The organism is Acinetobacter sp. AKBS16, from assembly GCF_002899995.1.
Classification (GTDB): domain Bacteria; phylum Pseudomonadota; class Gammaproteobacteria; order Pseudomonadales; family Moraxellaceae; genus Acinetobacter; species Acinetobacter baumannii.
Map to the genome: position 1 here is coordinate 25716 of NZ_POYH01000095.1, position 4005 is coordinate 29720.

A 4005-nucleotide genomic window follows, 5' to 3' on the forward strand; every position below is an offset into this window, starting at 1 on the left:
TCTAAAAAATCATCATCTAAACGGCGATAAATCACATCAACCTTTTGACGGCCGCGAATCGTTTTTACAAATACTTGATCATTTTCTACAAATAAATCGCGATTGGTGACCAGTGGCACATCCATTTCACGTGCTAAAAAAGCGTGTTCATAATAAGCACTGTTAAAACGTCCTGGCGTTAAGACCACAATAAAAGGCTGATCAACCTCAGAATTTTCTTGAAGTATTTCTTTTAATAAGCTTGGATAGTGTTCAATACCTTGCAGATTGTTAGCAGCACAGAGCTCAGGCATGAGTTGTTGACTAATATTCCTGCATTCAATCATATAAGATACGCCAGATGGTGTTCTTAAATTATCTTCAAGTACAAAAAACTCGCCTTCACTGTCACGAATAATATCTATTCCGCTAATTTGAGAATAAATTTTGCCTTTGAGCGTGTGTTTAAGCATATGGGGCTGAAAAGCCTCATGACAAATAATCTGACTTTCCGGAATTAATTGCTCTTTTAAAATATGTTGACCATGATAGATGTCATCTAAAAAATAATTGAGCGCTTTAACTCGCTGTGCGCAGCCAGCTGCGATTTTTTCCCACTGTTTTTTTTCAATAACCCTTGGAATGAGATCAAAAGGTATCGTTCTCTCCACTCCTTCCTTATCACCGTATACGTTAAATGTAATGCCGTGATAGAGAAAATGTTGCTTAGCCTCCGCATTTAATTGTTTCAACTCATCCAAAGTACGAATGCTCAGCCATTGTTCAATTTTTTTAGAGGCCACACCGTTAGATGTTGCATCATCTAACATCTCATTAAAAAACTGTGATTTTAGTTGTTCAAATAGGTTCGACTGTACGGAAAGATTTTCTATAAACGAAGTTTGGTTAAGTAATGCGTTGGTCGCCTGTTCCTGTAAAAAATAATCAATATCGGCTTGTAGGTCTTTCTCTTGTTCTGACATAGCAACCTCGTCTTATCATTTATCTATATTTCATTTTTAAATAAGCAATTTCAGTGCCACTTATATATCTATAATGCTTATTGAATATCATTGTTATAACTTTCTTCTAAATTTTAGCATTGATTGTAAAAGCTGCTATAAACCGAATCTGACAAACTTGCTAAATCTGTAAAGTTTTTTTATTGTGTTGACACCAAAGCAATTGGATATAGATGTATTACGCTTATGTCTGTAACAGAAAAAGAAACCTCAAATAGTTTATATCGCCAATGGCAGATTCTATCTCGCCTTCCTACCGGTAAATGGATCGGAACTCGAGAATTGCAAGAAATGCTTGAGCGTGAAGGTATTGAAATCAGTTTAAGGACTATTCAGCGTGATTTAAACCAAATTGCTCAGCGTTTTCCAATTGAAAGTAATAAAGCTGTACCTCAAGGCTGGCGTTGGCAATCAGATGCACCAATTCAAAGCTTACCGCATATGACAAGCTCTCAAGCTGTAACTTTTATGATGGTTGAGGAACATCTCAAACATTTACTTCCACCCAGTCTACTTGATGAGATGGGGCCTTGGTTCGATTTGGCAAAACGTAGTCTATCTACACAAAATAATGTAAGACAGTGGATTAATCGTGTCCGTATTGTGCCAGCAAGCCAACCTCTTATTCCACCTGTAGTGGACCGTGCCGCTCAGCAGGCAATTTATGAAGGTCTACTACAAGACAAACAGATTGAGTGTGTCTATCGGGCCCGTGTAAATCAAGGCGAAGATAAAACTTATATTTTAAATCCTCTTGCTTTGGTCCAAAAAGGTGCTGTGATTTACTTAATTTGTACGCGCCATGATAAAACTGAAGTACAAACATTTGCCTTGCACCGATTCAAATCTGCTAAAGTTTTAGAAAGTCGGGCTTTACACCCTGTCAATTTCGATATTGACCATTATATTGACTCAGGGGCTTTAGGTTTCAGAGTAGATTACAACCAACCCACTGAATCTATTCAGCTTACTTTAACCATGACCGAGCAAACTGCTAAAACTTTTTATGAAAGTCAGTTAAGTAAAGATCAGACCATTACCCCAATTGAAGAAAATATTGTCGAAGTTACGGCGACCGTTCCATTTACGTCCCAACTCGTATGGTGGTTACGGAGTTTTGGTAAAAAACTGCTTCATATTGAGCCAGCCCAAGTACACAATGCTGTGCGAGAAATTGAGCCTGATAGCAAATAATCAGTAGATATAAAAAAGAGAACCATATGGTTCTCTTTAGATTTTGAATTGTAATTTTCTTAATTTTATATTGGCATTTATACTTTTATTTATTTTCAGATCAATATGTTTTCCCCCACCAAAAATGATCTGCTCTTTCTTTTGCGCTATGTTGAACATGAGCATTGGCATGCCATTTCATATCCATTGTAGCGAATTGATTTCATTGTCATGTTTAAAGCCCTCTTGTTTGAACGTGAATTTAATATAACTTTCGCTTTAAAACTTGTGAAATAAGAAAAAAAGGATGCAAAATCTCTTTTGATGCTTAGGAAAATTCCAGATATTTTTTGATCAGAAAATAAAAAAGCCCAGTCTTAACCGGGCTTTTTTACACGCTTAAATAATTAAGCCGTTTTTTTCGTCATATTATTTTTACGAATCGTGATCATTACAAGTTGAACAGCAGCTGGGGTAACACCAGGAATACGGCTCGCTTGAGCTAATGTTTCCGGGCGAACTGTTTTCAACTTCTGAGTAATTTCGCGAGATAAACCTGAAACGACGTCATAATCAAAATCAGCAGGAATTTTAGTTTCTTCAAGACGTTTTAATTGAGCCACATCTTCATGCTGACGGTTGATATAACCTTCATATTTAACAGCAATTTCAATTTGCTCACCGACTTGCTGTGATACTTCAGAACCTGTAAGTTCCGCAATTTGGCCAAAATTAATATTAGGACGTTTAAGCAAGTCAATCGCACTACATTCTTTACTTAAATCAGCACCTGTCATTTCAACAAACTTTTTACCCATTGGGTTGTTAGGTGCCGCCCATAAATGTTGTAGACGAGATGTTTCGCGCTCAACAGCTTCCATTTTTTCGCAATAAGCTGCCCAACGAACATCATCAACCAAACCAAGCTCACGACCAATAGTTGTTAAACGTTGATCGGCATTATCTTCACGTAACATCAAACGATATTCCGCACGTGAAGTGAACATACGGTATGGCTCTTTCGTACCTAGGGTAATCAAGTCGTCAACCAATACACCCATATAAGCTTGGTCACGTTTAGGTGTCCATTCTTCTTGTTCCCATGCACGGCGTGCAGCATTCAAGCCTGCAAGTAAACCTTGGGCACCAGCTTCTTCATAACCGGTAGTACCATTAATTTGCCCTGCAAAATACAAGCCGTTAATTGCTTTAGTTTCTAGGGTAAATTTCAAAGCTTGCGGGTTGAAATAGTCATATTCGATTGCATAACCCGGACGTAAGATATGGGCATTTTCCATACCGCGAATCGAGCGCACAAGTTCAAACTGAACATCAAATGGTAATGAAGTCGAAATACCATTTGGATAAAGCTCATGTGTATCAAGGCCTTCTGGCTCTAAGAATACCTGATGCGAGTCTTTATCAGAGAAACGATGAATCTTATCTTCAATTGAAGGACAGTAACGTGGACCTACCCCTTCAATAACACCGGTATACATTGGTGAACGGTCTAAGCCACCACGAATAATGTCATGAGTTTTTTCGTTAGTATGCGTGATATAGCAGTTCACTTGTTCTGGGTGCATAGACACATCACCCATGAACGACATTACCGGAGACGGGAAGTCGCCTGGTTGTGGTGTCATAATAGAAAAATCAACTGAACGTGCATCAATACGTGGAGGTGTACCTGTTTTTAAACGGCCTACTGGTAATTTCAACTCACGAAGACGCTGAGCAAGAGCAATAGAAGGAGGATCACCAGCACGACCGCCGCTTGATTTCTCTAAACCAACGTGAATAACACCGCCCAAGAATGTACCAGTAGTTA

General features: G+C 38.4%; 3 protein-coding genes. 1 reads left to right on the forward strand and 2 read right to left on the reverse strand.

Features of this window, described 5'->3' with window-relative positions:
- Nucleotides 1-962 (reverse strand): circularly permuted type 2 ATP-grasp protein (locus C1642_RS17320; RefSeq protein ID WP_171304722.1); only part of this gene is annotated, 962 nt, incomplete at its 3' end.
- 225 nt (nt 963-1187) lie between these two features.
- Here C1642_RS17320 and C1642_RS19060 point away from each other — a divergent pair.
- The gene (locus tag C1642_RS19060; RefSeq protein WP_000117146.1) at nt 1188-2195 is read left to right on the forward strand and encodes a helix-turn-helix transcriptional regulator; all 1008 of its coding nucleotides are present in this window, start codon (nt 1188-1190) and stop codon (nt 2193-2195) included.
- Nucleotides 2196-2581: 386 nt separating this feature from the next.
- Here C1642_RS19060 and mnmG read toward each other — a convergent pair.
- Nucleotides 2582-4005, reverse strand: a 1424-nt coding sequence (mnmG, locus tag C1642_RS17330) for a tRNA uridine-5-carboxymethylaminomethyl(34) synthesis enzyme MnmG (protein WP_228153970.1), incomplete at its 5' end; no start/stop codon positions are given.